Annotated in this window: 28 protein-coding genes; 8 read left to right on the top strand and 20 right to left on the bottom strand. The window is 38.0% G+C overall.

What is annotated here, in order from left to right; genetic code table 11:
* The first annotated feature begins 16 nt into the window (after positions 1 to 16).
* Positions 17 to 853: a lysophospholipid acyltransferase family protein gene (locus tag ACIQ32_RS02860; RefSeq protein ID WP_396194165.1), complete on the top strand. Its 837-nt coding sequence runs from the start codon at positions 17 to 19 to the stop codon at positions 851 to 853.
* Positions 854 to 984: 131 nt separating this feature from the next.
* On the opposite strand, the gene ACIQ32_RS02855 is transcribed toward ACIQ32_RS02860, so the two are convergent.
* Genes ACIQ32_RS02855 through ACIQ32_RS02845 form a run of 3 tightly spaced genes read right to left on the bottom strand, consistent with a single transcriptional unit; the run spans position 985 to position 2,979 of the window.
* Entirely contained in the window at positions 985 to 1,839 is an 855-nt protein-coding gene (locus ACIQ32_RS02855; protein ID WP_396194164.1) for a TraB/GumN family protein, read from the bottom strand.
* A 1-nt stretch (position 1,840) separates the two neighbouring features.
* Positions 1,841 to 2,479: a hypothetical protein gene (locus ACIQ32_RS02850; RefSeq protein WP_396194163.1), complete on the bottom strand. Its 639-nt coding sequence runs from the start codon at positions 2,477 to 2,479 to the stop codon at positions 1,841 to 1,843.
* A gap of 5 nt (positions 2,480 to 2,484) precedes the next feature.
* The gene (locus ACIQ32_RS02845; protein ID WP_396194162.1) at positions 2,485 to 2,979 is read right to left on the bottom strand and encodes an RNA polymerase sigma factor; all 495 of its coding nucleotides are present in this window, start codon (positions 2,977 to 2,979) and stop codon (positions 2,485 to 2,487) included.
* Positions 2,980 to 3,096: 117 nt separating this feature from the next.
* On the opposite strand from ACIQ32_RS02845, the gene ACIQ32_RS02840 reads away from it, so the two are divergent.
* Entirely contained in the window at positions 3,097 to 3,927 is an 831-nt protein-coding gene (locus ACIQ32_RS02840; RefSeq protein WP_396194161.1) for a S1 RNA-binding domain-containing protein, read from the top strand.
* Position 3,928: 1 nt separating this feature from the next.
* Here ACIQ32_RS02840 and ACIQ32_RS02835 read toward each other — a convergent pair whose 3' ends face one another.
* The 9 genes from ACIQ32_RS02835 to recF all read right to left on the bottom strand — a co-directional run bounded on the left by ACIQ32_RS02835 (position 3,929) and on the right by recF (position 12,146).
* Positions 3,929 to 5,146 (bottom strand): serine hydrolase domain-containing protein, encoded by a 1,218-nt coding sequence (locus ACIQ32_RS02835; RefSeq protein WP_396194160.1) that lies wholly within the window; start codon positions 5,144 to 5,146, stop codon positions 3,929 to 3,931.
* 124 nt (positions 5,147 to 5,270) lie between these two features.
* The gene (locus ACIQ32_RS02830; protein WP_396194159.1) at positions 5,271 to 6,107 is read right to left on the bottom strand and encodes an energy transducer TonB; all 837 of its coding nucleotides are present in this window, start codon (positions 6,105 to 6,107) and stop codon (positions 5,271 to 5,273) included.
* 162 nt (positions 6,108 to 6,269) lie between these two features.
* Positions 6,270 to 6,821 carry an RNA polymerase sigma factor gene (locus ACIQ32_RS02825; protein ID WP_396194158.1) on the bottom strand — a complete coding sequence of 184 codons (552 nt, stop codon included), beginning with the start codon at positions 6,819 to 6,821 and terminating at the stop codon, positions 6,270 to 6,272.
* The gene (locus ACIQ32_RS02820; RefSeq protein ID WP_396194157.1) at positions 6,812 to 7,918 is read right to left on the bottom strand and encodes a glycosyltransferase; all 1,107 of its coding nucleotides are present in this window, start codon (positions 7,916 to 7,918) and stop codon (positions 6,812 to 6,814) included. Before ACIQ32_RS02820 ends, ACIQ32_RS02825 begins: the two co-directional genes overlap by 10 nt.
* A gap of 77 nt (positions 7,919 to 7,995) precedes the next feature.
* Positions 7,996 to 8,607 carry an FMN-binding negative transcriptional regulator gene (locus tag ACIQ32_RS02815; RefSeq protein ID WP_396194156.1) on the bottom strand — a complete coding sequence of 204 codons (612 nt, stop codon included), beginning with the start codon at positions 8,605 to 8,607 and terminating at the stop codon, positions 7,996 to 7,998.
* Between the two features lie 10 nt (positions 8,608 to 8,617).
* Positions 8,618 to 9,631 carry a UDP-N-acetylmuramate dehydrogenase gene (gene murB, locus ACIQ32_RS02810; RefSeq protein WP_396194154.1) on the bottom strand — a complete coding sequence of 338 codons (1,014 nt, stop codon included), beginning with the start codon at positions 9,629 to 9,631 and terminating at the stop codon, positions 8,618 to 8,620.
* 18 nt (positions 9,632 to 9,649) lie between these two features.
* Positions 9,650 to 10,324, bottom strand: a complete 675-nt coding sequence (locus ACIQ32_RS02805) for a DUF2461 domain-containing protein (RefSeq protein WP_396194153.1) — start codon at positions 10,322 to 10,324, stop codon at positions 9,650 to 9,652.
* 1 nt (position 10,325) lies between these two features.
* A complete protein-coding gene (locus tag ACIQ32_RS02800; protein ID WP_396194152.1) occupies positions 10,326 to 11,027 on the bottom strand; it encodes a rhodanese-like domain-containing protein in 702 nt (233 codons plus the stop codon).
* Between the two features lie 39 nt (positions 11,028 to 11,066).
* Complete coding sequence (gene recF / locus ACIQ32_RS02795) at positions 11,067 to 12,146, bottom strand: DNA replication/repair protein RecF (RefSeq protein WP_396194151.1); 1,080 nt, start codon at positions 12,144 to 12,146, stop codon at positions 11,067 to 11,069.
* A 254-nt stretch (positions 12,147 to 12,400) separates the two neighbouring features.
* Here recF and ACIQ32_RS02790 point away from each other — a divergent pair, with 254 nt between their 5' ends.
* From ACIQ32_RS02790 to ACIQ32_RS02765, 6 genes are all read left to right on the top strand, one after another.
* Complete coding sequence (locus tag ACIQ32_RS02790) at positions 12,401 to 13,189, top strand: tol-pal system YbgF family protein (RefSeq protein WP_396194150.1); 789 nt, start codon at positions 12,401 to 12,403, stop codon at positions 13,187 to 13,189.
* 74 nt (positions 13,190 to 13,263) lie between these two features.
* Positions 13,264 to 13,755 carry a 6,7-dimethyl-8-ribityllumazine synthase gene (gene ribH / locus ACIQ32_RS02785; protein ID WP_396194148.1) on the top strand — a complete coding sequence of 164 codons (492 nt, stop codon included), beginning with the start codon at positions 13,264 to 13,266 and terminating at the stop codon, positions 13,753 to 13,755.
* 159 nt (positions 13,756 to 13,914) lie between these two features.
* On the top strand, positions 13,915 to 15,765 hold the full coding sequence (gene mutL, locus ACIQ32_RS02780) for a DNA mismatch repair endonuclease MutL (protein ID WP_396194147.1): 1,851 nt from the start codon (positions 13,915 to 13,917) through the stop codon (positions 15,763 to 15,765).
* Positions 15,762 to 16,523, top strand: a complete 762-nt coding sequence (locus ACIQ32_RS02775; RefSeq protein WP_396194146.1) for a rhomboid family intramembrane serine protease — start codon at positions 15,762 to 15,764, stop codon at positions 16,521 to 16,523. The genes mutL and ACIQ32_RS02775 overlap by 4 nt, the downstream gene beginning before the upstream one ends.
* Positions 16,524 to 16,525: 2 nt before the next feature.
* On the top strand, positions 16,526 to 17,389 hold the full coding sequence (locus ACIQ32_RS02770; RefSeq protein WP_396194144.1) for a rhomboid family intramembrane serine protease: 864 nt from the start codon (positions 16,526 to 16,528) through the stop codon (positions 17,387 to 17,389).
* Positions 17,390 to 17,395: 6 nt separating this feature from the next.
* A complete protein-coding gene (locus tag ACIQ32_RS02765; protein WP_396194143.1) occupies positions 17,396 to 18,445 on the top strand; it encodes an endonuclease/exonuclease/phosphatase family protein in 1,050 nt (349 codons plus the stop codon).
* Here the strand turns inward: ACIQ32_RS02765 and ACIQ32_RS02760 are convergent, their stop codons facing one another.
* From ACIQ32_RS02760 to ACIQ32_RS02725, 8 genes are all read right to left on the bottom strand, one after another.
* Positions 18,446 to 19,060 carry a WbqC family protein gene (locus ACIQ32_RS02760; RefSeq protein WP_396194142.1) on the bottom strand — a complete coding sequence of 205 codons (615 nt, stop codon included), beginning with the start codon at positions 19,058 to 19,060 and terminating at the stop codon, positions 18,446 to 18,448.
* A gap of 17 nt (positions 19,061 to 19,077) precedes the next feature.
* A complete protein-coding gene (gene lepB / locus ACIQ32_RS02755; protein ID WP_396194141.1) occupies positions 19,078 to 20,811 on the bottom strand; it encodes a signal peptidase I in 1,734 nt (577 codons plus the stop codon).
* 69 nt (positions 20,812 to 20,880) lie between these two features.
* On the bottom strand, positions 20,881 to 21,585 hold the full coding sequence (gene dapB / locus ACIQ32_RS02750; protein WP_396194140.1) for a 4-hydroxy-tetrahydrodipicolinate reductase: 705 nt from the start codon (positions 21,583 to 21,585) through the stop codon (positions 20,881 to 20,883).
* Positions 21,585 to 22,142, bottom strand: coding sequence for a DUF5683 domain-containing protein (locus ACIQ32_RS02745; protein WP_396194139.1), 558 nt, complete (start codon positions 22,140 to 22,142; stop codon positions 21,585 to 21,587). The genes dapB and ACIQ32_RS02745 overlap by 1 nt, the downstream gene beginning before the upstream one ends.
* On the bottom strand, positions 22,142 to 23,041 hold the full coding sequence (locus ACIQ32_RS02740) for a ParB/RepB/Spo0J family partition protein (protein ID WP_396194138.1): 900 nt from the start codon (positions 23,039 to 23,041) through the stop codon (positions 22,142 to 22,144). Before ACIQ32_RS02740 ends, ACIQ32_RS02745 begins: the two co-directional genes overlap by 1 nt.
* Before the next feature lie 3 nt (positions 23,042 to 23,044).
* A complete protein-coding gene (locus ACIQ32_RS02735; RefSeq protein WP_396194137.1) occupies positions 23,045 to 23,812 on the bottom strand; it encodes a ParA family protein in 768 nt (255 codons plus the stop codon).
* A gap of 174 nt (positions 23,813 to 23,986) precedes the next feature.
* Positions 23,987 to 24,868 (bottom strand): SDR family oxidoreductase, encoded by an 882-nt coding sequence (locus ACIQ32_RS02730; protein ID WP_396194136.1) that lies wholly within the window; start codon positions 24,866 to 24,868, stop codon positions 23,987 to 23,989.
* A 34-nt stretch (positions 24,869 to 24,902) separates the two neighbouring features.
* On the bottom strand, positions 24,903 to 25,798 hold an 896-nt coding region (locus ACIQ32_RS02725; protein WP_396194135.1), incomplete at its 5' end, for an aminotransferase class I/II-fold pyridoxal phosphate-dependent enzyme.

Here is a 25,798-nt window from a genome sequence, read left to right as displayed (position 1 = left end):
GTTAAATAAAGAAATTATGGGATTGTTGAAAAGAAATCCTTTTGGTCATATACTTTTTATAAAAAAATGGTTGATCCGCATTTTTGGGGTGTTAACCCATCGCCGTTACCGTGGATTCAACGAATTGCATATTGAAGGTTCCGAAATCATCAAAGGCTTACCCGATAAAAATGTGCTTTTCATCTCCAATCATCAAACCTATTTTGCCGATGTAGTAGCCATGTTTCATGTGTTTAATGCCAGTCTTTCAGGACGTGTTGACAATATTAAAAACGTGGGTTATTTGTGGCAACCTAAGATGAATATTTATTATGTAGCCGCCAGCGAAACCATGAAAGCCGGTTTGTTACCGCGAATTTTAGCCTATGTTGGAGCCATTACTGTAGAACGCACTTGGCGCTCGGGTGGAAAAGACGTAACCGAAAAACGAGAAGTAAATCCCAACGATACCGAAAATATCCGTATAGCTTTAGAAGACGGATGGGTGATTACTTTTCCGCAAGGCACTACCAAATCTTTCAAACCGGTTCGCAAAGGAACAGCGCATATAATCAAAAAGCACAAGCCTATAGTAGTTCCCATAGTAATTGATGGTTTCCGCCGTTCGTTTGATAAAAAAGGGTTGAGAGTTAAAAAGAAAAATATCCTGCAATCCTTCATCATCAAAGAGCCTTTGGTAATTGACTATGATAACGAAACCATCGAGCAAATTGTTGAAAAAGTAGAATATGCTATTGAACAACATTCATCGTTTCTAAAAGTTATTCCTGCCGAGGAAATTGAAGAGCAAGAGCGTTTGAATAAGCTGCGCAAATGGCAAGTAGAAAAAGACGATATTGATAAAGTAGAATAATAAAAAATCCCCTCGTAGTGAAGGGATTTTTTATTTGAAGAGATATTGTAATGATAATTTAAATGTAGAGCTTGACTTGTCAAACGGATTTAATTGCTCAAGTTTAACAAAAATTTCTAATATCCGTAATCTTAATTCACCGCTTCAACAGTATAACCGGCTTTTCTAAGTAAAGCAATGACACCGTCTTTTCCGCCCAAGTGAGCGGCGCCAACGCCAAAGAAAGTGGGTTTGTTTTTGGCTATAGCAGTCATCCGACTAATCCAGTTTTGGTTTCTGTTTTTTAACATGATATCACTGTATTTTGAGGTCATTACATTAGGCGATTTTTCAGTAAAAGCAATCATGGCTTCTACGTCTTCCGTTTTGTAAAGCGCCATCATTTCAGCCAGTTCAGCTTTGTCCCGTTGCATGTTGTCTTTGGCGGTTTTTACCAATTCATTCATTTGTTCTTGGTATGGAATGGCATCAAAAACGGCCAATTGCTCCTCAACGGTTTCTAATCCTATGACTTCTTCACTTTGTGCTTTGGCAATTTTAATCAATTCGCCTTCTACCGATTGGATGTCACAACCTAACATTTTAGGATAAAGCATGGCTGTTACCATAAAGGGCTTAACCGGATTAATCATTTCTGCGGAAAAGCCTACAGAAGCAGTCAAGAAAGCATCCACGATTTTAAAATCTTCCGGTTGGGATAAAGATTTCATGGTGACACCGTTTTTCATCATCATGCTGCTCATCATGGCGGCTTGCATATTGGGATCATCCATGTCGAGTTCCAAGCACAATTGTTGGGTTTTGTCCAAAGCCGTTTTGACTTTTTCTGATAATGAAGCATCACAGGTAATGTGAATAGTACCAAACAGATAAGAAGGTTCTTGGAGTCCGTTACCCGATATTTTCCAGAGCAAAGATTTTTCACTTTGTTGTCCGAAAGCTATTCCCATCAAAAGAGAACAGACTAATAAGAAGGTCTTTTTCATTTTATAAATCAATTTTTTTGAGTTCTTTGTAATTGGCATTGAGTTTTCTTAGTAGTGTACCGTAAATCAATCGGTAAAACAACCAAAACAGCCCTACAAAAACAACTATGGTAACCACCACCATACAAATTGTTAAGGATAAAGTTTTGTAATTGTCTTCGTGCTCAATTTTATAACGCAGCGTGTCCATATTAGGATTATAAATAAAAGCCATCGCAAATCCCAATAGGGCGCTGATAAAAATCATAAACAAATTAAACCACACATAATGTTGCACTGTTTTTCGAGTGCGAATAATGTCTTGCATTAACTTTTTGGTAGAAGTAGTGGTAGAAATGCGAGCGTAGTTCCTATAAAAATTATAGATGAACCACAGCACTACAGCATAATTGATGTAGGTTAAAGCTTTTAAGTATACTTCAAAACTTTCGGCGTGCAAACTTTTAATGGTTTCATCTGTATTGAAGGCAAAGCTAACTAAGGCCGACAAACCAAACTCCAACAAGCTAATCACCAATATCCATTTTACAATAGAGGATGATTTTTTATGCAGCATTTTGTAAATTTCTACTTCCGTGACTTGTTCAAAAGAATGGGTGTCTTTTTGCCAAGCTTTTTTTAATAAATCCAACTCTTCCATAATCCTTAAGGATTTAATATTTTTTTTAATTTTCCTTTAATTCTGTTCATTTTAACACGGGCATTGACTTCGCTAATTCCCAATGTTTCCGATATTTCGGTGTAGTCTTTATCTTCGAGATACAAAAACACGAGTGCTTTTTCGATATCGTTGAGCTGCTGCACGGCTTGGTACATCAATTTAATTTGCTCTTCTTCTTCGTGATTGTAATCTTCTTGAGATAAAAAATGTTTCTGACCTTCATAAGTCACGGTCGAAACGGCTCTGGTGCTTTTTCGGTACAGAGTAATAGCGGTATTCAAAGCTACTCTGTAAGCCCAAGTGGAAAACTTTGATTCGCCTCTGAATTTGGGAAAAGCTTTCCACAATTGAATCGTGATTTCCTGAAACAAATCATTGTGAGCGTCTTCACCATTGGTGTACAACCGGCATATCTTGTGAATGATATTCTGGTTTTCTTTCAGCTGTTTTACAAATGATTTTTCTAAATCGTCACTCATAGCCCGTTAGTAGTGTAAGCCTATGTTTTGTTACACTTCGTAAAGCTACATTTTTTTGTATAGCAATTCAAGTTTTTAATTTGCCTATCTTTGCCAGGTAAATTACAACCCTTCAAAATGGAAATAGGTCATTACAACACCCTGACTATAGCACGTGAAACCAAAGTCGGACTTTTTTTAACCGACGGATCAACCGATGTATTGTTGCCTTTAAAATATGTTCCTAAAACGTATGCGATTGGCGATGAAATAATAGTTTTTGTATACCTTGACCATGAAGAAAGACCGGTGGCAACTACTTTGGAACCTTATATTTTATTGGATGAATTTGGATTGTTGCGCGTGAATTATGTCAACCAATTCGGTGCTTTTCTCGATTGGGGTTTAGAGAAAGATATCTTTGTTCCGTTTAAAGAACAAGCACGTCCTATGGAGAAAGGCAAACGCTATTTGGTCTTTGCCTTTATGGATGAAAAAACCAATCGTATTGTAGCTTCGAGTAAAACCAATCAGTTTTTGAATAATGAGAATTTGACGGTTGCAGTAGGCGATGAAGTAGATTTAATTATTTCGCACATCACCGAGGTTGGGATAAATGTAATCATCAACGACCAACACAAAGGCTTGCTTTATAAAGATGAAGTTTACGAAGATATCAAGCCGGGCGATCGTTTAAGCGGTTATATTAAAAATATTCGCCCCGATCATAAAATTGATGTGACGCTACACAAATTCGGCTATAGTAAAGTAGAACCCAATGCCGAAAAAATTCTTGATGAACTCAGAGCCGGAAGAGGTTTTCTTCGTTTAACCGATAACAGTCATCCCGAAGACATTAAAACTGTTTTAAAGATGAGCAAAAAAACCTTCAAGAAAGCCATCGGCGCACTTTATAAGGACAAACTGATTGAAATTAAAGAAGACGGCATTTATTTGGTTAAAGAATAATTTACTCTCCGGTATAAGGCAATTCCGGCACCAATTGTGGCTCAGGTTTTTTCTTCAAAAAGAATTCATTGGCCATGCGCAAAGTTTCGTAAGGACGATTCGAGTATTTATTACCCAAACAAATAATGGTAATCGTGTCTTTTTTTATCGGTACAAAAGAAGTATTGTTGCCATGCCACCATCCATTGTGGTAAATTAGTTTCTCACCATTGGCCAAATAACGCATTCGCATACCTAATCCGTAGTCTTTTATGGGTTTGGCCACATTCACGGCACTGTAACCGGTGTAGGCTTCTTGTAATAATTCGGGTTTGATAAAATCGGGCGAATAGGTGGCCAAATCAAATTTCACCAAATCTCTCGGAGTAGAATAGATGTTTTTGTCGCCATACAATCGGTCATATTGATCCCACGGAAAAATATTGGTACCACGATAAGATTTACAAACCGTATCTCGGTCAGTTTCATAATTGAAAACAAAAGTATTTTTCATTCCCAATGGTTTAAAGATCAATTCCTGCATGGCGTCGCGGTAGTTTAAACCGGTAGCTTTTTCAATTATCAAAGCTAAAATTACGTAATTGGTATTGCAGTAATCAAAACGTGTATTGTCGTTAAAAACCAATCTGAATTTATGCTTCACTAACAACTCATACACATCTTGGTTGGAAAGCACCTTTTTGCGGTTCCAACTTTTCTTTAAAATACCCGGAAAGTTTGAATAATGAGGCAAACCGCTACGGTGATTCAGTAAAGTTCGAATGGTGGTGTTTTTATAGGGAAATCTGGGAAGCCAATCGGTTACTTTTTGATCGAGCATCAAATTGTCTTCTTGCACTAATTTTAAAATGGCGGTGGCAGTTAAAATTTTGCTTACTGAAGCCAAGTGAATTGCGGTATGGGCGTTGACTTTTTTCCCCGTTTTGGCATTCGACAGTCCTTTGTAATCTTCGTAAAGGATTCGTCCGTTTTTGGCTACCAAGAAACTTCCGCTGTAAAATGGCGAATTGATAAACTTATTGTAAAAAGAATCGATTTTAGGTTTTTTTTCCTGAATATAGGCTTCAGAAACACTTCCGAATTTAACCGGAAACGGAATGGTAATTAGGGTGCTGTCGCTTTTTGCATTGCTATTGTAGGAGCTGTTGTGCCACCCCGATACAGGACCGGAAAAGTACAATAGGGAAGTGAGAAAAAAACCGACTAGCGAAAACTTCATGATTTTAAAATGATTGCAATAATACCAATATTTAATCGAAATTAAAACCTTTTATTTCCTAATTGATGTTAATGTTTCCTAATTATGCCCAACAAAAAACCGCCTCTTGGGCGGCTTTAAGGAATTATAATTTAACCTTAATCGGTAGCATATATAACGTTCGAACGGGTTTGTTGTTTTGAAGACCGGGTTCCCATTTTGTTTTGAGTGATTTTAAAACTCGAATAGCTTCACGTTCCAAATCTTTATCGGTGCTTCTCAAAGCGCGTATGTCGGTCATACTGCCGTCTTTTTCAATGACAAACGCCATTACTACACTCATACTAATTTCGCCGTTTTCTTCGTTAATTTCTGGACGATTGATATTATTACTTACATATTTGTAAAAGCGATCCATACCACCCGGGAATAACGGTAGTTTGTCGAGTTTGTTGGTGGTTACAGGCTCGTTTTTTCCATTGGTGTCTCCTTCATTTCCCTCGTTTTCATTTCCGCTACTATTGTTGCCTACATTGGGTAATGTTCCCGTTCCGTTGCCGTTATTTTTTGGAGGTGTTTCTCGAATTTCTTGGTTGGTTGGAACTTCCGTGTTGGCTTGTTGGGTTTCCGTCACGACCATTCTTGACAAATCTTGAGGCTCTACAGTAGTTGGCTCTTGCGGTGCGGCCGAAGATGCTTCAGTCTTCTGAGATTTTTCAGGTTCTTTTATAGGATCCATATCTACAGGAATAATGCGTTCATCATTGATAAGTGGTATGTTATGGTTAATTGGTCCTTCCTCAAAGGAAGTAAGGAACAAACCGCCACCAATGATTGACAAGATAATGGCAATTCCCCCGATAAAAGCCATTAAAGAAGTTTTGGTGTTTTCTTGACGCAATTGGTATGCGCCGTAGGCTTTGTTTTTGCCTTCAAAAACCAGATCTATCCAGTTTTTTTCATAAATACTAACGTGTGACATGATTAATTGTTTTGAGTTAAGTATCTATATTACATAAGCAGTGATTTTAATAGTATAACGCCATAAGTGTTAAAATAGTATAAATACTTTTGACTATTTTCTTATAAGATAACAATTTCACTGAAAAGGTTGGGAAGTGATGCGGAATTTTTAAATAAAAAATTATTTTTTACTTTCTATAATTTCTGCCAGAAGTTTTTTAGCGCGAAGCAATTTGATTTTGACATTGCTCAAAGGTTCATTCAATTGCTCTGAGATTTCCTGGTAGCTCATCTCTTGAAAATAACGCAACTGAATGACTTCTTGGTAGTGTGGTTTCAACTCTTTGATGAATTGGAGCAAACGGGATAAATTTTGTTCGGTAATCAATTCGTCTTCCGCCGAAGGAGAGCTGTCGGCTATGTTGTAGGCTTGTTGGTCTTCTTCATCCGTAATTTCTACAAAAACATTTGATTTTCTCTTGCGCAACATGTCGATATGTACATTTTTGGCAATGGCAATCAACCAGGTGTTGAACTGAAATTCGGAGTTGTATGTTGCTATTTTATCAAAAGCTTTAGAGAAAGTTTCTATGGTAATGTCTTCAGAATCGGTCTCGTTTTCGGTACGTTTGAGCATAAAACCATAAACTTCGTTCCAATAATGGTCGAGCAAAAAGGTAAAGGCTACCTGATCTCCTTTTATCGCTTTCTCTATGTACTTTTTTATTTCCAATGAACTGGTTTAGAAAACGTATTGGTGATGAATACATTTAGTTGGGTAAAAATCAAAACAATTTCTATAATCGGAAACCAATACATCACGTCTTTTTCTTTGAGTTTTCCGGCCGCAAAACCTAAAGTCAGCCAAGCCAATAAATAACGGAATCCAATAATACTCACCACCGCAATCCATTGGTATTGAAAAGCTAACAAGACTATTGGCAGCAAGATGAATAACAACTGTGATAAGTAAAACAATCCCAATTGATTACGGTCAAATAATTTATAATGTTTGGCAGTCGATACATGACGACGTTTTTGGGTAAACCAATCTTTAAAACTCGTTTTGGGTTTAGAATAGGTAAAACTGTCTTGTACGTAACAAATAGTAGTATTGTCGCCATTAGCAGCTTGGTTGATGAACAAATCATCATCGCCGGAACGGATTTTCATATGATCCATAAAACCACGTACTTTAAAAAATTCTTCTCTTTTGTAAGCCATGTTACGACCAATTCCCATGTACGGTTTGCCGATTTTAGCCCAAGAAAAATATTGGGTTGCCGTAAGTAATGTTTCGAAACGGATGATTTTATTCAGAAAAGAATTGCTGATTTTTTCATAAGCGCCATAGCCCAAAACAATGTTCTTTTGTTGGGTAAACTGAGCACTCATCGAGGTAATCCAATCTTTGGAGGTTGGATAACAATCAGCGTCGGTAAACAACAAGTATTCGTACTTTGCTGCTTTGATTCCTAGAGTTAACGCGAATTTTTTATTGCCCCAAAACGCTTCATTGTTTTCTACTTTCACCAATTTAACGTTTGGGTATTGTTTTTCGAATTCTTCAAAGATTTCCAAAGTGTTATCACTTGATGCATCGTCTATTAATACAATTTCGAAGGTATGATAGTTTTGTTCAGCCAAAAGTGGCACAAATTGCTTCACGTTTTCTTCTTCGTTTTTAGCGCAAACAATAACAGAAATCGGCACTCTTTTAGGGGTTACAGTTTGTGGTTTGGCAAATGAAAATTTACCGAATACGACAATGTAATACAAAAATTGAATAACAACTACGGCAATGAATAAGCAGAAAACGGATAATAACATAGCGTTTTTTTATCTTTAAAAAGGTCTGCAAATGTAGGGATTCTGTAACCAATAATCAAGTGAATTTTAACAAATTCCTATCGGTTTTTTTTCATGGCTTCAGCTATAGCAATCGCTTGATTTTCCTTGGTTTTTTCGAGCTCTTTGATAATATTAAGGTAGTTTTTATCGTCTCGGTTTTGAGAAAGTTTCTTTTGGGCTTCGATACCGGTAATTTCAATTTCAAAAGCTACAATACCTCGCGCTTCCCGCATGGTTTTTTCGGATAAGTTTTCTACTCGAACCGGATTTTCCGATGGGGTTTCGTATTTGTCGACCAATTTCTTCAGAAAACCCAAAGCTTCTTCATGATTGTAAAGGCGCACTTTTCCGTAAATGTGTACGGCTAAATAATTCCAAGTCGGTACATTTTCATGATCGTACCATGAGGAAGAAACATAAGCATGAGCGCCCGAAAAAATAGCCAATACCTCTTCATTATCTGTAAAAGCGGTAGCTTGCGGATTGAGTTTGGAAATATGACCAACCAAAATGAGTGTTCCGTCGGCTTTGGTTTCTAATAGTAAAGGCGTATGTGTTGCCCACAATTTTCCCTGCGTTTGATTGACCAAAACAGCAAAACCGTTTTGATGAATGAAGTTTTCTATGTCTTCACGGTTTTCGTTTTTATAGAGTTCAGGTATATACATGGAAATCAATTTAAATCACATTCACTTCCGCTTCAATAGCAATGCCGTATTTGTCGAATACCGCTTGTTGCACTTCTCGAGAAAGCGCTACAATTTCTTGTCCTGTGGCCGAACCGTAGTTGACTAAAACCAACGCTTGATTTTTATGTACACCGGCATCGCCTTTGCGAAAACCTTTGTAACCGGCTTGTTCAATGAGCCATCCGGCGGGAACTTTAACTTCGGTAGGCGACACGTCAAAGAATTTAATTTCCGGGTATTGCGCCTGTACTTTTTCAAAATGACTTCTTGAGATTACCGGATTCTTAAAGAAACTACCACTGTTGCCCAATATTTTCGGATCGGGTAATTTGCTCTGGCGAATGGCAATCACAGCGTTAGAAACATCTTTTAAAGTAGGAACAGTTACTTTTTGCAACTCCAATTCCTTCAAGATATCTCCATAAGAAGTGTTGATTTTATGGTTGCGTTTGGTGAGTTTAAAAACCACCGAAGTGATGATGTATTGGTTTTTGATTTCTTGCTTGAAAATACTTTCTCGGTACCCAAAACGACAGTCTTCTTTACTAAAGGTTCTCATCGATTGGTTGTCGATTTTCATGGCTTCGCACGACACAAAAGTATCTTTAATTTCGGTCCCGTAAGCTCCGATGTTTTGCACCGGAGTAGTTCCAACATTCCCAGGGATAAGCGACATGTTTTCCAAACCGCCGAAGTTTTGGTCTATGGTCCAAAGCACAAATTCATGCCAGTTTTCTCCGGCCATACTTTCCACCCAAACAAAATCATTGTCTTCCTCTATAATTTTTTTCCCTTTTAAGTCGATATGAATCACTAAAGCATCAATGTCTTGGGTAAGCAACATATTGCTGCCGCCACCTAAGATGAATTTTTTTTCAGCAGTATTGTTGGCTAAAACTGTTTTTAATTCGTCTAAAGTATGTACAGCCACAAAGCTTTTGGCTTTTGCTTCAATGCCGAAAGTATTGAATGCTTTTAAAGAAAAATTGGGTTGAATTTGCATGAGTTTGTAAAGGATAGTTTATTCTTCAGTTTCCAAAGCGCGGTAAAGAAAGTCGTTTAATGGTTTTAGGGCAATCAGTTTTTTAGCTACCGTTGTATTGAAATTTTTATCGGTAAATAGTGTTTCATCTATACGATGCGAAGCCGTGAAACTCTTCAATTTTAAAAATTCTATCGCCGGATGGTTCGGGTCAAAGTCTTTTGGGGCTTTTTTCAGTACGTTGTCTGCTTCTCGTGATAAATCACCAAACTCCTTTTTAAAATTAGTTTCAACCACAATTTTCTCTAAATCATCATAAAAAAAAGCAATCTCTCTGCGAATTTGTTTTAATTCTGAAGGTTCCGGACACCAAACACCGCCGGCAATAAAACAGTTGCCTTTTTCGAAATGCACATAATAACCCGGACTGTTTTTACGGAATTTATTTTGGGTAAACCAAACACCCATATTGGTTTTATAAGGTGATTTGTCTTTTGAAAAACGAATGTCTCGGTTGATTCGGAAAGTGCAATTTTTGACCTCCAAATCATCTAATTTAGGATCGAGCAGTTTCATCTCAGCCAATAAACCGGCAATAAAGGCATGGTAATCTTTTTTATATTGCTCATACCTTTTTTTGTTGGCATGCATCCAATCGGTGTTGTTGTTGGCTATCAAATCCTCTAAAAATTGCAGCGCTTCTTTCGTAATCATATTAGAGGTGTTTTTTTAAATCTTCTTCTGAAATATAGCCTAAATTGCGCCAAACTTCTTTGCCGTTTTCGTAAATGATAATCATTGGTAAACCATCAATTTTCATTTCTTCGGTTAGGCTTTTATTTTCATCTGCATCAACTCTTACAATTTTAACTTGGTCTTTTAACTCCTCTTGCATTTTCAAAATATAAGGCTTCATTTTCTGACAAGGCGCACACCAAACGGCCGTAAAGTTGATCAGTACTTTTTTATCGGAGCTGATTAGTTTTTGATAATCTTGAGCTGTCATTCCACCTGCTTTAGTGGTCTTACCCGCTATCGGCATACCGTTAGCCGTCCACTTCATAATGCCGCCTTCCAAGTTATACACTTCGGTAAAGCCCATAGCCACTAATTTATCGGCGGCTTGTGCACTTCTTCCGCCTACTTTGCAATACACAAAAATGGGTTTTGATTTGTCGTATTGTGCTGTTTTAGCAGCAAAATCAGGACTGTTCACATTAATATTGGTGGCATTTTCTATGTGTTCAACGCTGTATTCTTCCGGAGTTCTAACGTCTAATAATTGCGGTTTTTCAATATTTTTTAATTTTTCGGCATAGGTTTTTACATCCAATGTTTGCACCGGTTTAGCGGTTTGTCCTTGACAACTAAGGAATAAAAAGCTGATAAAAATCAGGGAAAATAATCGGGTTTTCATGATCTAAAAATTTTAGCTAAAGTACAAAATACCGCAACATTAAAGGTTAAATATTTTATAACTCTGGTGAGTGGTTTTTACAATGTTTTCAGTGCGCTCCGGATGCGTATCGGAGATAAAAAGTTGGCCAAATTCTTCCTTATTAACCATCTCCACAATTTTACTCACCCGAAACTCATCTAGTTTGTCGAAAATGTCGTCAAAAAGTAAGATGGGTTTTTCACCGCTTTGTTTTTTGACGAAATCGAATTGGGCCAATTTCAAAGCAATCAAAAACGATTTTTGTTGTCCTTGAGAACCAAATTTTTTGATAGGGAAGTGGTCGATTTCAAAAGACAAATCATCTTTGTGAATCCCAACGGAAGTATATTGTAAAGCTCTGTCTTTGCTGAGGTTTTCTTCTAATAAAGCCAAGGTGTTTTTCTCGAACAAATCACTTTGATAAACCAATTGCACTGTTTCGGCAGAATCGGTTATGGTTTGATGATAGGCGTTGAATATCGGCACAAAGTCGGCCAAAAAAGCTTTTCGTTTTTCAAAAATGACTTGGCCTAAAGCATCCAATTGTTCATTGTAGATGGATAAGGTGTCTTTTTCAAAAACGTGATTTAAGGCGAAATATTTCAGCAGTGCATTGCGTTGGCTGATGATTTTATGGTATTGGATCAACTGCTGTAAATAACCGCTGTCCAATTGCGAAATCACACTGTCTATGAATTTGCGTCGGGTTTCGCTGCCTTCGATGATCAAATCCCTGTCGGCCGGAGAAATAATCACCAGCGGAATGAAACCAATATGGTCAGAGAACTTTTCGTAGAGTTTACCGTTGCGTTTGAGGATTTTTTTTTGTCCTTTCTTCAAACTGCACAAAATTTGCTCCGTGCGATTGTTTTTTTCAAATTCACCGTCTACCACAAAAAATTCTTCTCCGTGTTTGATGTTTTGTACCGCCAGCGGATTGAAATAGCTTTTGCCGTTAGCCAAATGATACACCGCATCCAAAATATTGGTTTTTCCAATGCCATTTTTGCCTACGAAGCAATTGATTTTGGTATCAAACTCGAAGGCAGCATTGGAAAAATTTTTATAGTTTAGAACAGAAAGACGTTTTAAAAACAATTTGGTTTCGCTTAAAATTAGTATACAAATATCTTATTTACAAAAGATTAATTTCTTTCAAAGCAAGTAAAAGAAAGCCTTGCAAATTATTTAAAAATATTGAGATAATTAGTGTTTGTGTGTTTTCTTTCTCAGTCAAGCAACCAAACCTGTTTCAAAAACAGTTATTTTCTTCTTCAAGTAAATATTAAGTCGATTTTTTTATGTGAGTTTGAATAAAAATTTTATTTTTGCGCACACTAAATTAAAAATAGATGGCAACTTTTAACAAAAGAGGATATAAATCACCGAAAGAAAAAGCAGAAAAAGTAGATGAAACTTTCATTGAAGATGTAAATGTTGATGAAAAAGACAGCGCTACAGCAAAAGCATTTGATACCTTAGACCAATCAGCATCAAAAGCAGAAGATTTTATTGCCAAAAATCAAAAAGTGATTTTAGGTTCTTTATTGGCTGTTGTGGTAGTAGTGGTTGGCTATTTTGCTTATGATAAATTTATCGCTGAGCCAAACCAACAAGAAGCTTCTGAAGAATTATTTGTTGCACAGCAAAATTTTCAAAAAGCGGTTGATGGTGATGTGAAAGCAGATTCTTTGTACAATTTAGTATTAAATGGTTCTGAAGGTAAATTTGGAGTACTTAAAATTGCTGAAGAATATTCAGGAACTGATGCTGCTAACCAAGCTAATTTTATGGCAGGAGTAGCTTACTTGAATACAGGAAAATATGCCGAGGCTATTGCCAGTTTGGAAAAATTCAATTCAAAAGACGTTACTTTAAGTATTTTAGCAAAAGGAGCTATCGGAGATGCATACGCGCAACAAAACAAGCAAAAAGAAGCTTTAGAGTTTTACGTAAAAGCGGCTGATGCCAGTCAGACTAACGATTTTACCAGACCTAGATATTTAATGAAAGCCGGTAAAACTGCTTTAGCTATGGGTAACAAGGCAGAAGCATTAAAGTATTTTACCGATATTAAAGATAATTTTGATTCAGCTCCGGAAGCTCAACAAGTTGATGCTTTAATCGGTTTAGCACAATAAATCACAATGAAATAATACCATTAAAGGATTAAGGAGTGTATCTTTAATCCTTTTTTAGTTTAAAAGCATAAATTATGGCTACAGCTAATAAAAATCTTTCTAATTACAACAAGTCGCAATTGGCCAATGCCAAAGACTTTAAGTTTGGGATAGTCGTTTCCGAGTGGAATGATCACATTACGAATGGTTTGTACCAAGGCGCCGAGGCCGCATTGTTGGATTGTGGTGCTTTACCTGAAAATATAATTCGTTGGAATGTACCCGGAAGTTTTGAGTTGGTTTACGGAGCGCAACGCATGATTGTTACCCAAGAAGTAGATGTAGTTATTACTATTGGTTGTGTGATTAAAGGCGAAACGATGCATTTTGAATTTGTGTGCGAAGGCGTAACGCAAGGCATCAAAGATTTAAATGTACAAACCGATGTGCCGGTGATTTTTTGTTTGCTAACGGATAATAATGAACAACAATCCATCGACAGGAGTGGAGGCATACATGGAAATAAAGGAACCGAAGCAGCCATAGCCGCTATCAAAATGGCCGATTTGCGAAGAAAAACAATGTAACCCATTCTATTTTAGGATAATATTACAAACCTATTCGCTTTTGAATAGGTTTTTTATTTTTAGGGAATGATTAACTATAAATCCCAATTCTTTTTGCTTAAATTTGCTAAGTTCGGTAGCTCCACTGAACACTGATTACTGAACACTGAACACTAAAAAATGTCGAGTATCATTCAATTGCTTCCGGATCATGTGGCCAATCAAATTGCAGCCGGTGAAGTAGTGCAAAGACCGGCTTCGGTGGTCAAAGAGTTGTTGGAAAACGCTGTTGACGCCAAAGCCACCGATATCAAACTCATCATCAAAGAGGCCGGAAAATCACTAATACAAGTGATTGATAATGGCGTTGGTATGAGTGTCACCGATTCGCGTTTGTGTTTTGAGCGTCATGCCACTTCTAAAATTCGACAAGCGGAAGATTTATTTTCACTGCATACCAAAGGTTTTCGCGGTGAAGCATTGGCCTCTATTGCGGCTATTGCGCATGTGGAAATGAAAACCAAACAAGACCAGGAAGAATTAGGAACGCATATCATAATTGAAGGCAGTAAATTCATGTCACAGGAACCGGCGGTCTTGCCCAAAGGCACTTCATTTGCCGTGAAGAATTTGTTCTTCAATATTCCGGCACGGCGTAATTTTTTAAAATCGGAAACGGTTGAACAGCGCCATATAGTAGATGAGTTTCAACGCGTAGCCATGGCACATCCGAATATTCATTTTACGATGTACCATAATGGTAGTGAAATGTTCAATTTGCCGATTTCGAACTTTAGACAACGCATTGTCAATATTTTTTCGGGGAGAACCAATGAAAAGTTGGTGCCTGTTAAAGAGGAAACCGATATTCTAAACTTACAAGGATTTGTGGGCAAACCCGAATTTGCCAAGAAAAACAGAGGAGAACAATTCTTTTTTGTCAACGATCGTTTTATCAAAAGCGGTTACTTACATCACGCCGTAATGGCGGCTTATGAAGGCTTACTCAAAGATGGTGCGCAACCCAGTTATTTTTTGTATTTGAACGTACCGCCGCATACCATCGACATCAATATTCATCCTACTAAAACAGAAATCAAATTTGATGACGAACACGCTTTGTACGCCATTTTGCGTTCTGCTATCAAACACAGTTTGGGACAATTTAACGTAGCACCGGTATTGGATTTCGATCGAGATCCGAATTTAGATACACCTTATCAATACCAAAATAAAGATGCGGAATATCCAACCATTCAAGTAGACAGAAGTTATAATCCGTTTGCCGACGATAAACCCAATAAGTCGTTTTCATCGGCACCTTCTTATAAAAAAGCTGAAGCCCAGCCTAATTGGGAGAGTTTGTATGTTGGTTTGAAACAATCCGGACAAGAATTGTCGGAAATGGTGTTTGAGAACGAAGCGGTCACTTCTTCTTTGTTTGAAGAAACTGAAGTCGAGCAGGAAGTCAAACGTACTTATCAAATCCATAAAAAATACATCGTCAGTCCAATCAAATCCGGTATGGTGATTATCAATCAGAACCGCGCACACGAAAGGGTTTTGTACGAAGAGTTTCTCACCAGTATGACGGTGCATCAAGCTTCAAGTCAGCAATTACTATTTCCGTTGCCATTGTATTTTTCTTCTGTTGAAATAGATTTGTTAGCAGAATTAAAAACTTCCTTAGAAAACACCGGCTTTGTATTCGAAGCGATGGAAGCCGACCATGTCTTAATTTCGGGTTTGCCTGTCAATGTGACCGAAAGTGAGATTGCCATTGTTTTGGAAGAGTTATTGCGTGATTTGGAAGATGGTATTCCGGACAATAGTTTTTCGCAAAATGACACCATAGCCAAGTCGATGGCGCGCAGTTTGGCCATCAAAACCGGAACGTATTTGACCGAAAAAGAACAGGAAAATTTGGTACACAATTTATTTGCTTGTAAAGAACCAAATGTATCACCATTTCAAAAACCCACTTTCATCACCATGAGTGTGGAAGATTTAGATAAAAAATTCAGCGTATGATGCGAATGACCGAAACTGTTAAGCAGTTACTGATTATTAATGTTATTTTTTACATCGGGTCCAATTATGTAGGCGATATAACCTATCAATTGTTTGCCCTTTTTTCTCCTGACAATGTTAACTTCCGTTATTGGCAACCTTTAACGAGTATGTTTATGCATGCGCGTTTTCCAAATTTGATGCATATTGTTTTTAATATGTTTGCGCTAGTTTCCTTTGGTAGTGCTTTGGAGCATTTTTGGGGTGGAAAGAAGTTTCTTTTCTTTTATATCTCTTGCGGATTAGGTGCAGCTTTATTGCATATGGGCGTGAATTATTATCAATACCATCACGGATTGGAAATTTTGCAACAAGCCAATGTTCCGGCAGACGTTATTAATACAATTGTAAAAGAAGGCAAGTATAGCAATGCTATATTGGAAATAATTTCCTTATCGGATTTAGAAGCTATGTATCATGCCTATAATACACCGGCTGTAGGTGCTTCCGGTGCTATTTACGGTTTGTTGATTGCTTTTGCTTTCATGTTCCCGAATGCCGAATTAATGATGCTATTCATACCGGTGCCGATTAAAGCCAAATATTTTGTGCCGGGTTTGTTGGTATTGGATTTGGTTTTGGGCTTCAAAGGCAGCTCTATTTTTGGCAGCGGCGGAACCGGAGTAGCTCACTTTGCACACTTAGGCGGTGCCTTAACGGGCTTCATCATGATGTGGTATTGGAAGAAAAGTTCATTCAATAAAAATCGTTGGGATTAAAAATGAGTATACTAGAAGACCTTAAATGGCAATACCGAATCGGTGGCATTACCAATAAAATGATTTATTGGAATGTTGGCCTTTTTATTTTGTCGATACCGTTGTTCTATCAATTTAAAACCGGAGTTTTTGATTATCCGACATGGTTAGCCGTTTCTTCCGAACCGATGACGGCACTTTACCAACCTTGGTCTCTGGTTACCTATGCTTTTTTCCATCAAGGATTTATGCATTTGTTTTTCAATATGATGGTGTTGCACTTTTCGAGTCGTTTGTTCTTGACCTATTTTACCCAAAAACAATACTTGGGCTTGTATTTGTTGAGCGCCGTTTTTGCCGGATTAATTTATGTGTTGAGTTTTTACTTGTTGGGATTTTCCTCTACTATGGTTGGCGCTTCTGCGGCTATCATGGGACTTTTAGTAGCCACCACAACTTATCAGCCTTTAATGGAAATCAGACTCTTGTTAATTGGCAATGTCAAGTTATGGCACATTACCGGCGTCTTATTGTTACTCGATTTATTGCAAATTCAATTGGGGAATACGGGCGGACACATAGCCCATTTGAGCGGTGCTTTTTTTGGTTATATTTACATCAAGTTGTTGCAAAACGGCACCGATTTGAGTCGGTTTGTGAGCAATACCATTGATTTTTTCGCGAATCTATTCTCGCCTAAAAAATCTACGCCTTTCAAAAAAGTGCACGTTAACCCCAAAAAGCCAATGGTTAAGAGAGAAAGTAAGATAGTAACTAAAGATAAAACCCAACAACAAATTGATGAAATCTTGGACAAAATCAGTCAATCCGGTTACGACAGTTTGACGACAGAAGAAAAAGAATTCCTATTCAAAGCCGGAAAATAAGTGCCAATGAAAAAGCTATCATGGTTTAATAAAGTTATGTTTGGATTCAATATAGTGTTGACTGTATTGACGTTCGTAGCCTATGCTTTGCCATTCTTAGCGCCAAAGTTATTTCCGTTGTTGTCGGTGCTGACGCTCATTTTACCTTTATTTCTTATCTTAAACGCTTTGTTTTTTTTGTATTGGTTGATGCAGCTCAAGCGACAAGTTATTTTGTCAGGTTTGGTTTTACTGTTGGGTATAACCTTCATCAACAAGTTTTACAAATTCTCCTCGCGTGACTTGCCGGAGGAAGAAAAAGATTTTTTGGTAATGAGTTACAATGTGCGTTTATTTAATTTATTCGAATGGTTACCTAACGATCATGTAGGCGATACCATTTTGTCTTTTGTAAACGATAAAAATCCCGATATTCTTTGTCTTCAGGAATATTCCGAAAGTGCTAATATCAATCTGAGAGCTTATAAATACAAAGCTATTTTCATGGAAGGCAAGCAAATCAAAACTGGTCAGGCCATTTTTTCCAAATACCCCATTTTTAATCAAGGCGATTTCAAAATTCCGGATTTAGGGAATAATGTGGTTTTTGCCGATATCAAAAAAGGAAAAGATACTATTCGCGTTTACAACATTCACTTGCAATCGATAAAGATTTCACCGGATGTCAATGAGATTGAGTCGCATGTAGACGCCATTGATAAGAACAAGTCGCAACAACTTTTTGTCAGAATCAGAGAAGCTTTCAAAAAACAGCAAAAACAAGCAGAGTTGTTAGTCAACCATAAAAAGCAATGTTCTTATCCGGTTATTATTTGCGGCGATATGAACAACAGCGCTTTTTCGTATATCTATCGAAATATTAAAGGCGATTTAAGTGATTGTTTTGAAGAAGCCGGTTTGGGTTTTGGACAAACGTATCGTTTTAAGTATTATCCGGCGCGTATTGATTATATTTTTGCCGATAAACGCATGAAAGTAAAGAGTTTCAAAAGTTTTTCCCGCTTCGAAAATTCAGATCACTTCCCAATCATGACGCGTTTGGCATTTGTAAACTAGTTATAGTTTTTGTTTTTTCAGATAATCCAACGCATATCTTCCTTCGTTGAACAATAAGTCAAGGATGCTTAAGTTGTTCAAATACCCGTGTTTTTCTTCGAAAACCTGAGTATAAGATTCGAATACCGAAGTGTCTTTTTTGCCGTTAATTAAAGTTCGAAAATCGGTCTTATCCGAAACCTCGTGGAAGTATTCTGTAGTTTCGTTATAATCGAATTCCAATCCCAAACATTTAGACACCACCGACATTGTTTCAAAATTCAAATCCATTAAAAAAGTATGTTTCTTTTGGAAAATAGGCAACAAATCATCTTCAAAATATTCAAAGAAAGGCGAAGTGCGATAGGCGGCTTCAAGGGATTTGAAATGTTGTTTTTGCCAGTCAAATGCGGTTTCCAGTTTGACGTCTTTGGTTTTTTGATGGATTTCTTTGGAATGCTTTACTGGAATGTTTAATAGTTGAATACCATTCGGACTGTAAATATACATCCGGTTGCGATTGGTTTGTTTTTGAAAATTATCGTCCATTTCAAAAGTCACCAAGTCACTTTGAGCAATCGCCACAAAATGGCTGATAGAAGGAAAATAACCGGGATGAATCAGAATGTTATTCATTTCACCAATACTCTAAATTAATTGGCTTTTTTCTTTTTCCAGAAATATTCACCCACAAAGTACAATGCCAATAACCCTAAGAAATATTTGAAATAGGATTGTGGTTGGCCTTCGCCACTAACGGTAGTGAATAATCTGTCCCAACGGATTTTGTTGAGGCCAGAAGCATTGCTGTCCCAACTCATCCAAATGAACACCGGTTTTCCAACGATGTGGTCTTCCGGCGTAAACCCGAAATAACGGGCGTCTAACGAGTTGTTTCGGTTGTCTCCCATCATCCAGAAGTAATTTTGTTTGAAGGTGTAATTGTTGGTTTTTACATCATTAATGTAAATATCATCGCCAACCACTTTCAAGGTGTTGCCTTCGTATTCGGTGATGATAATTTTGTACAAGGATAAGTTTTCCTGGTTTAAAGCCACTGTTTTTCCGGCTTCCGGCATGTAAATTGGGCCCATATTGTCACTGTTCCAATTGCGGGTAGTCGAAGGATGTCCGTCTTTGAAATCAGGAAAAATACCATCTTCCGCACCGGTTTTTAAGTAGCGTTCAACTACGGCTACACGGCTGTCGGTTTTCAATGCATCAGCTTTCTCTTGGGTAAGATTAGCCTGGAACATCAGGTTTGAGGATGTTAGTTTTAACTTGTCTACCAAATCCTTGTCAACTGCACCAATTAGGAAGGTATTAGTGGAGTCTTTTTCAATTACGGCAAAATTATAGCCTTCTTTGTCCAAGTATTGTTGCACCAAATTATTATCCCATAACTTGGTTTCCATTTGGATTAAAGTATTGAACTCGGTTATACTGTATTGGTCTACAAACGCTTGTGTAATCGGCTCTTTCATTTTAATGTTGAACCCAAATTGCGGTTTGGCTCTTTCCGGCAAAATCAACTCTTTTCCGTTGATGTGAACCACACCTTTTTTGATTTCTAATTGATCGCCCGGAATGGCTACACAACGTTTTACATAGTTGGTTTTTTTGTCAATTGGTTTGCTGTATCGGCGATCGGCCGGCTTGTACATGTGGAATAAAGTATCTCGCGGCCAGTTGAAAACTACGATGTCGGCATTCTCAATTTTTTCAAATCCCGGAAAACGGAAGTAAGGCAATTGCAATTTGTTTTCCCATGAATTGGCATCGTGGTCGTTGTACAAATACGATTTAATTTTGATTAAAGGCAAAGTATCATGAACCATAGGCGCAGCTACCGAAGTCATTGGTGTTCTGGCGCCGTAATGAAATTTACTCACAAACAAGAAATCTCCGGTCAACAACGATTTCTCTAAAGAGGAAGACGGAATTACATAAGGTTGCATTACGTAAGTGTGTACTAAAGTAGCCACTATAACCGCAAATAATAATGAACTGATCGTATCTCCGGTTTTGGTTTTTGGCGTTAAATCGCGCTCCACAATATGAGTTACTTCTTGCGTATAATTGATGTAATAAATGTACAATCCGAATGTCAATATGCCCAACCAGGTATCGGCTGTGGAATTGCGTCCGAAGCTTCTCAAAGTTTCTACCCAAACTACCGGAAACATTAATAAGTTAATGATGGGAATGAACAACAATAAGGTCCACCAAGTCGGTCTTCCGATAATTTTCATCAACACTATGGCATTGTAAACCGGGACAAAAGCTTCCCATCTTTTCCGACCTGCTTTTTCGTAAAGTTTCCAAGTTCCCAAGCCATGAATGACTTGAACAATCAAAACGAAAATTAACCATTGTGTTGCTGACATAATGCTTGTTTTTAAATTTATGCAGTTATATGTTTAAAATAACCGGTATTTGTTACAATTATTGATTAGCTATTTTAAATTGAGTACGTCTTTCATAGAGAAAACACCCTTTTTGTTTTGAACCCATTCGGCGGCTAAAACGGCACCTAAAGCAAAACCTTCACGGTTGTGCGCCACGTGTTTGATTTCGATAAAATCTACGTCGGAGTGGTAAAAAACGCTGTGTGTTCCCGGGACATTTTCGACGCGTTTGGCTTCAATATGAATTTGATTTTTTCCAGCTTGCTCTTCAGTCCAAGAATCGTAAGCTGTGTTTTGAATGATTCCTTTGGCTAATGAAATGGCAGTGCCGCTGGGAGAATCTAATTTTTGGGTATGGTGAATTTCTTCCATCGATACCTTGTATACCTCGGCAAAACGAGCCATCATTTTGGCTAAATAATCATTCAATTCAAAGAATAAATTAACGCCAAGACTAAAGTTGGAACCATACAAAAAAGTACCGTTTTTTTCTTCGCACAAACGAACCATTTCGTCATAACGGTCGAGCCAACCGGTTGTCCCGCAAACCACGGGAACGTTTTTTGAAAAACAAGTCGTAATATTGGATACAGCTGCTGTTGGTACACTAAAATCTATGGCTACATCGGCTTCTGATAAACCATCGTAGGGATCAAATTCATTTTTTCTTAAAACAATTTCATGACCTCTTTCCAAAGCAATTCTTTCAATTACTTTTCCCATTTTTCCGTAGCCTAATAATGCAATTTTCATCAGAATCGATAGTTTAAGGTTAGTCCGAGATTGGGTTTAGCGGTAAAATCATTTTGGTAAACATCTGGGGCTACCGAGAGTTTTTCATTTACGTTAAACTGAATCAAATGCGCATCTACATTGGCATCCACTATATTTAAAATGTAAAAGCCTAAAGTGACCATCAAAGATAAATCGCGGTTTCTTTGGTAAAATCGTTGTGCCTGTATTAAGCGACTATCGTCTAAATATTGGTATTGGTCGTCATTAAATCCGGCCAATCTTCTTTTGTAAGCATCACGATAATTGTGGTATTTTTTGTTGTTGTCCAAGTAAAAATACATACTAGTTCCTAAGGCGCCGTATACAATGGGGATTTTCCAATATTTTTTGTTGTAAGCTTGTCCTAATCCCGGCAATACAGCGGAGTAAAAAGCAGCTTTTGAAGGTGTTAACGGGTCAATCTCTCTCATTTTAGTGGTGTCTTTTGCCACTAATCCTTCCGCAATTTGCTGGGCATAAACCGAAGGTTTTCCCAAAAGAAAGCAGAAAAAAAGTATGTAAAAAAAGCGACTCACTATCCTTGGATTAGTTTGATGATGCGATTGAAATCTTCTTCAGAATGAAAAGGAATGGTAATTTTTCCTTTGCCGTTACCTGCTACTTTCACATCGATTTTAGTGCCAAAGAAATTGGCAACTGTTTTTTTCTGGTCTTCCGCCACAGTAAAACTTTCTCCTTTTTTAGCTTTAGCAGGAGTCGGTTTGCGACTGTCCTGATAGTTTTTCACCAAAGCTTCCGTTTCACGAACCGATAGATTCTGACTGATGATTTTGTGGTATATATCGGTTTGAACGTCCTGGTCTTCAATATTGATGATAGCGCGTCCGTGACCCATACTGATGAATCCGTCACGAATTCCGGTTTGGATAATCGGATCTAATTTTAACAAACGCAAATAGTTGGCAATAGTTGACCTTTTTTTACCCACGCGCTCACTCATTTGTTCTTGAGTCAATTGAATTTCATCAATCAAACGTTGGTAAGAAAGTGCTATCTCAATCGGGTCTAAATCGTGGCGTTGGATGTTTTCTACCAAAGCCATCACCAACGATTCGTTGTCATTGGCTATTCGGATGTAAGCCGGCACTGTAGTTAAGCCAACCATTTTGCAAGCACGCAAACGGCGCTCTCCCGAAATCAATTGGTATTTATTGAAGTCTAATTTGCGAACCGTAATGGGTTGGATTAGCCCTAATTCTTTAATAGAGGATGCCAATTCCTGTAATTGTTCTTCGTTGAAATTGGTTCGGGGTTGAAACGGATTGATTTCGATGGCCTCAATATCCAATTCGATGATGTTTCCGACTACTTTGTCGGCATTTTTATCGTTTACTGATTTGATGTCGTTTTCCGGATCTTTCAGTAAAGCCGATAATCCTCTTCCTAAGGCTTGTTTTTTTATTGCTTTTGCCATGGCTTAGTTGCTGTTTTTCTTGATGATTTCTTGCGCCAAACTTAAATAGTTGGTTGCACCCCGGCTGGTGGCGTCGAAGTTGATGATGCTTTCCCCGAAACTTGGTGCTTCGCTCAATTTTACATTGCGTTGGATGATGGTTTTGAATACCATATCGTTGAAATGCTTTTGCACTTCTTCTACTACCTGATTGGACAAACGCAAACGTGAGTCGTACATGGTGAGTAAAAGACCTTCAATATCTAAATTCGGGTTGTGAATTTTTTGTACACTTTTGATAGTGTTTAACAATTTACCCAAACCTTCCAAAGCAAAATACTCGCATTGAATAGGAATAACCACACTGTCGGCAGCGGTTAAAGCGTTAAGTGTCAGCAAGCCTAACGATGGTGCGCAATCAATTAAAATATAATCGTATTGGTCTTTAATGCTTTCCAAAGCTTGTTTCAGCATATACTCGCGGTTTTCTTTGTCTACCAATTCAATCTCAATCGCTACTAAGTCGATGTGAGCCGGAATTACCGAAACATTTGGAGCTGAACAACTAATAGTTGCTTCCTCAGGAGAATTGCTGTGTTCCAAAATTTGGTAAGTTCCGATTTCAACGCTTTCCACATCTATACCTAATCCGGAACTGGCATTGGCTTGCGGATCAGCATCGATTAGCAGCACTTTTTTTTCTAAAACACCCAATGATGCGGCAAGATTTACTGAAGTAGTTGTTTTCCCGACACCCCCTTTTTGGTTGGCAATTGCAATGATTTTACCCATTTATTTTTAATCAATTTTAAGCCGTAAAAATACGATTAATTATGGCTTTGTCAAGGCTTATTTGTTAACATTTAGGTAAAGTTTTCCAAGAGGAGTTTTACAGTCGCAGTCACAGTTTTCAGTTAGTTATTTGACCAATAGTAATCTACCGACTGAGACGGAGACTGATCACTTTTATTTACTTCCTTTATTCTTAATCATCATTTCTAACATATCCCACATTTCCTGAGGGATTTTTTCCAAAATATTGAACTGTCCTGCGCCTTGCAACCATTCGCCTCCGTCAATGGTAATCACTTCGCCATTGACATAAGCAGAAAAATCAGAAACCAAATACGCAGCTAAGTTGGCTAGTTCTTGGTGATCGCCCACTCTACGTAACGGCACTTTTTTGGCCATATCGAATTTTTCGGCTAAGTCGCCCGGTAATAATCTATCCCAAGCGCCTTTGGTAGGAAATGGTCCGGGAGCAATGGCATTCATTCGGATGCCGTATTTAGCCCATTCTACTGCCAAACTACGTGTCATGGCCAAAACGCCGGCTTTAGCAGTAGCACTCGGCACCACGTAGCCTGAACCGGTCCAAGCGTAAGTCGTTACTATGTTCAATACATTACAATTGGTTTGCTTGGTATTAATCCAATGTTTTCCGAAGGCCAACGTACAGTTTTTGGAGCCTTTCAACACGATATCGATGATGGTATCAAAAGCGTTAGCCGATAATCTTTCAGTTGGAGAGATGAAGTTTCCTGCGGCGTTGTTCAACAACACATCGACTTTACCGAAGGTTTTTAACACTTCCGCCAACATGGCTTCCACTTGGTCATAATGGCGCACATCACATTGCAATGGTAAACATTTTCCGCCCGTTTGGGTTTCCAATTCGGCTGCGGTAGTTTTTAATTTCTCTAAATCACGAGAGGTTATGGCGACCTTTGCGCCCAATTCTAAAAAGTATTTCGTCATGGCTTTACCCAAGCCGCTTCCGCCACCGGTTACTACAATTACTTTGTCTGCTAAGGCATTATCGCGTAACATTTTTGCTGAAAAATCCATATAGTTTTTATTTTTAGTAAATATATTATTTTAATTATAAACGGCGAAGTCTTTCGGCAGCTTGTATCAAAGTTTGATCGTCTTTGGCAAAGCAAAAGCGAATGCATTGAGGATCATAGCCATGAGCATAAAAAATAGAAATCGGAATGGTCGCTACGCCCAATTCGGTGACTAATCTTTTGGTGAAATCGATGTCGTTTTCCTCACTAATACCGGCATAAGAAGCCACTTGGAAATAAGTGCCTTCGCAAGGCAATAGTTTGAGTTTGGTGTCTTTCATCAAGCCTAGAAAAAAATCTCTTTTTTGTTGGTAAAATTTTCCTAAAGCTGTTACGTCGACTAAATCTATGTAGTCATTTAAGGCATGTTGGGCAATACTGCTCACACTGAACACCAAAAACTGGTGTACTTTTTTTATTTCCCGCATCAAATGTTCCGGTGCAATTGCGTAACCAATTTTCCACCCCGTAATGTGAAACGACTTGCCGAAGGAAGATATCGAAATGCTGCGTTGCCATAATTGGGGTCGGTGATGCACGGAAATATGCGGTTGTTCAAACGTAATGTATTCATATACTTCGTCAGACAAGACCAAAAGGTTAGGGTAGGCGTCGACGAGTTTTTCCAATTGTTCGAAATCATTTTCTGTCCACATTTTTCCAGTAGGATTGTGTGGATTATTGATGATAATCAGTCGGGTATTTTCGTTTATGGCAGCTGCTATTACTTCCCAGTTTGGAGTAAAGTCACTGTTTAAGGAAACACGAATAGGTTTAGCGTTACTCAACAAAATCGGTGCTTCGTAGCAATCATAGCTCGGATCTAAAACAATCACTTCTTCATGGGCTTTGACCAAGGCTTGGATGGTGGCAAAAATGCCTTCGGTAGCGCCGGCAGTGATTAAGATTTCATCTTTAGGGGAAATTATTC

Source organism: Flavobacterium sp., assembly GCF_044373165.1.
In the GTDB taxonomy this organism is placed as follows: Bacteria; Bacteroidota; Bacteroidia; order Flavobacteriales; family Flavobacteriaceae; genus Flavobacterium.
This window is presented reverse-complemented; position numbering and strand designations above follow the sequence as displayed.

Excerpts from the sequence above, each read along its gene's own strand:
- ACIQ32_RS02860 (WP_396194165.1), top strand. The coding sequence starts at position 17 with ATGGGATTGTTGAAAAGAAATCCTTTTGGTCATATACTTTTTATAAAA.
- ACIQ32_RS02855 (WP_396194164.1), bottom strand. The coding sequence starts at position 1,839 with ATGAAAAAGACCTTCTTATTAGTCTGTTCTCTTTTGATGGGAATAGCT.
- ACIQ32_RS02850 (WP_396194163.1), bottom strand. The coding sequence starts at position 2,479 with ATGGAAGAGTTGGATTTATTAAAAAAAGCTTGGCAAAAAGACACCCAT.
- ACIQ32_RS02845 (WP_396194162.1), bottom strand. The coding sequence starts at position 2,979 with ATGAGTGACGATTTAGAAAAATCATTTGTAAAACAGCTGAAAGAAAAC.
- ACIQ32_RS02840 (WP_396194161.1), top strand. The coding sequence starts at position 3,097 with ATGGAAATAGGTCATTACAACACCCTGACTATAGCACGTGAAACCAAA.
- ACIQ32_RS02835 (WP_396194160.1), bottom strand. The coding sequence starts at position 5,146 with ATGAAGTTTTCGCTAGTCGGTTTTTTTCTCACTTCCCTATTGTACTTT.
- ACIQ32_RS02830 (WP_396194159.1), bottom strand. The coding sequence starts at position 6,107 with ATGTCACACGTTAGTATTTATGAAAAAAACTGGATAGATCTGGTTTTT.
- ACIQ32_RS02820 (WP_396194157.1), bottom strand. The coding sequence starts at position 7,918 with ATGTTATTATCCGTTTTCTGCTTATTCATTGCCGTAGTTGTTATTCAA.
- ACIQ32_RS02815 (WP_396194156.1), bottom strand. The coding sequence starts at position 8,607 with ATGTATATACCTGAACTCTATAAAAACGAAAACCGTGAAGACATAGAA.
- murB (WP_396194154.1), bottom strand. The coding sequence starts at position 9,631 with ATGCAAATTCAACCCAATTTTTCTTTAAAAGCATTCAATACTTTCGGC.
- ACIQ32_RS02805 (WP_396194153.1), bottom strand. The coding sequence starts at position 10,324 with ATGATTACGAAAGAAGCGCTGCAATTTTTAGAGGATTTGATAGCCAAC.
- ACIQ32_RS02800 (WP_396194152.1), bottom strand. The coding sequence starts at position 11,027 with ATGAAAACCCGATTATTTTCCCTGATTTTTATCAGCTTTTTATTCCTT.
- ACIQ32_RS02790 (WP_396194150.1), top strand. The coding sequence starts at position 12,401 with ATGGCAACTTTTAACAAAAGAGGATATAAATCACCGAAAGAAAAAGCA.
- ribH (WP_396194148.1), top strand. The coding sequence starts at position 13,264 with ATGGCTACAGCTAATAAAAATCTTTCTAATTACAACAAGTCGCAATTG.
- mutL (WP_396194147.1), top strand. The coding sequence starts at position 13,915 with ATGTCGAGTATCATTCAATTGCTTCCGGATCATGTGGCCAATCAAATT.
- ACIQ32_RS02775 (WP_396194146.1), top strand. The coding sequence starts at position 15,762 with ATGATGCGAATGACCGAAACTGTTAAGCAGTTACTGATTATTAATGTT.
- ACIQ32_RS02770 (WP_396194144.1), top strand. The coding sequence starts at position 16,526 with ATGAGTATACTAGAAGACCTTAAATGGCAATACCGAATCGGTGGCATT.
- ACIQ32_RS02765 (WP_396194143.1), top strand. The coding sequence starts at position 17,396 with ATGAAAAAGCTATCATGGTTTAATAAAGTTATGTTTGGATTCAATATA.
- ACIQ32_RS02760 (WP_396194142.1), bottom strand. The coding sequence starts at position 19,060 with ATGAATAACATTCTGATTCATCCCGGTTATTTTCCTTCTATCAGCCAT.
- lepB (WP_396194141.1), bottom strand. The coding sequence starts at position 20,811 with ATGTCAGCAACACAATGGTTAATTTTCGTTTTGATTGTTCAAGTCATT.
- dapB (WP_396194140.1), bottom strand. The coding sequence starts at position 21,585 with ATGAAAATTGCATTATTAGGCTACGGAAAAATGGGAAAAGTAATTGAA.
- ACIQ32_RS02740 (WP_396194138.1), bottom strand. The coding sequence starts at position 23,041 with ATGGCAAAAGCAATAAAAAAACAAGCCTTAGGAAGAGGATTATCGGCT.
- ACIQ32_RS02735 (WP_396194137.1), bottom strand. The coding sequence starts at position 23,812 with ATGGGTAAAATCATTGCAATTGCCAACCAAAAAGGGGGTGTCGGGAAA.
- ACIQ32_RS02730 (WP_396194136.1), bottom strand. The coding sequence starts at position 24,868 with ATGGATTTTTCAGCAAAAATGTTACGCGATAATGCCTTAGCAGACAAA.